General features: G+C 65.8%; 2 protein-coding genes. One reads left to right on the top strand and one right to left on the bottom strand.

Going from position 1 to position 1587, the window contains the following annotated elements:
* A partial coding sequence (locus ACDELDRAFT_RS22305) for a ketopantoate reductase family protein (protein WP_005801076.1) occupies positions 1-175 on the bottom strand: 175 nt, incomplete at its 3' end.
* An 845-nt stretch (positions 176-1020) separates the two neighbouring features.
* On the opposite strand from ACDELDRAFT_RS22305, the gene ACDELDRAFT_RS22300 reads away from it, so the two are divergent.
* Positions 1021-1587 (top strand): DUF2242 domain-containing protein (locus tag ACDELDRAFT_RS22300; RefSeq protein ID WP_005801074.1); only part of this gene is annotated, 567 nt, incomplete at its 3' end.

Genomic DNA, 1587 nt, shown 5'->3' with positions numbered 1-1587 from the left:
TGGCCGCCACCGGCACGCGCTCGGTGAACGCCTGGGTTTCAAGCAGCAGGCCCTGCGCGCCCATGGCCTGGGCGTGGGCCGCTCGCGCCACCATGGCGACCTCGTGGCCGGCGCGCGCCAGCATGCCGCCGTAGTAGCAACCCACGGCCCCTGCGCCCATCACGGCAATTTTCATGTGAACCTCTTTGTTCCTGACTGGTACACGCCCCCGAAAGGCGCGCCGGTAGCTCGCTGCCCGCGCGGCCCCACCCCGGAGGCAAAGGCGCCATTGTGCGATGCCCACATCCGTGCGTGCGACGTGGCGGTGCGAGCGCCGCCATTGCGGGCGAGGGCGGGGGCGCGGAGGGGGCGAGGCGTGCCAGCGGCAGTGGGGCCGTCACCGTGGGCTGCCGGGTGCCGGGGGCAGCCAACGCAGCCAATATGGCCAAAGTGGCCAATGCAGCGCTGCGGCCCCTCGTCACAGCATCCGATGGCGGTCGAGGGGGCAGCGTGGCCTTGCCGAGTGAGGCAGTGGCTTGGGCGTCTGGCCTTGTGACCCACTTGTCCGCTCGGCGGCTCAGTGGCTCAGTCGATCAGTCGATCAGTCGATCAGTCGATCAGTCGATCAGTGGCGGGTCAAGGTTGCAGCGGCTGATGGCAAATTTATACAGAAAGTCGCCATGGCGCTTTTCATGCATGCGTCAAAAGCTATTGAAAACGTAGCAAACGCGTGGCAGGCCTCGTGCAGCTTGTGCGCCGCTGGGTAGTGGTACAGCACGCCTTTACGGCCCCAGGCACCGGGGCGGAGCGGTCGTCGGGCACGGTTGGTCGCGGGGGTGGAGCTGGGTTTTGGTTTTTTGGGTTTTGGGTGCAGGAGTAGGACTGAGATTGGGGCTGGTCCGGCCATGGCTGCGGGGCTGGCGCCTAGAATCCAGGGAACCGGTTTTGCACTTTGCTGTCAGACCCTGGATGCGCGGGTGCCTTGGTGCCCGCAAGAATGTTCAACCCCGAGAGGAGTGTCCGGTTTTGAGTCTGCCCTGGATGCCCAAGCGCACCCCTTTCCCCGCCCCTGCACGGGGGCGCCGCCGCCCCGTGGCGCTGTGGCTCACCGTGTGCCTGTCGGCCGTGCTGGCCGCGTGTTCTGCGCCGGTGAAGGTTTATTCACCGCAAGAAAATTTTGGCTCGGTGGCCACGTATTCACGTCTGTTCGATGCCACGCCCGAGCAGACCTGCGAGGCCGCCCGCCGGGCGCTGCTGAGCCAGGGCTACATCATCAACACCAAGGCGGCCGAGATGGTTGAGGGCAAGAAGAATTTCCAGCCCGAAGCCGAGGCGCACCTGCAGATGCTGATCCGCGTGGTGTGCGTGCCCGAGGGCTCCAATGGCAAGGTGAGCCTGGGGTTCGTCACGGCGCTGCAAGACCGCTACACCCTCAAGAAGTCGAACAACTCCGCCAGCCTTGGCGTGGGGGGCGTGGGCTCGCTGTCGCTGCCGCTCATGGCCAGCGAAGAGGCCCTGGTGAAGGTGGGCAGCGAGACCATTGCCTCGGACGTGTTCTACGACAGCTTTTTCGACCTCATCCGCCGCTACCTGATCTCGGGCGATCTG

The sequence above is a fragment of the Acidovorax delafieldii 2AN genome (genome assembly GCF_000175235.1).
In the GTDB taxonomy this organism is placed as follows: domain Bacteria; phylum Pseudomonadota; class Gammaproteobacteria; order Burkholderiales; family Burkholderiaceae_C; genus Acidovorax; species Acidovorax delafieldii_B.
The sequence above is the reverse complement of the archived record's forward strand: the minus strand, read 5'-3'. Positions and strand labels throughout refer to the sequence as shown.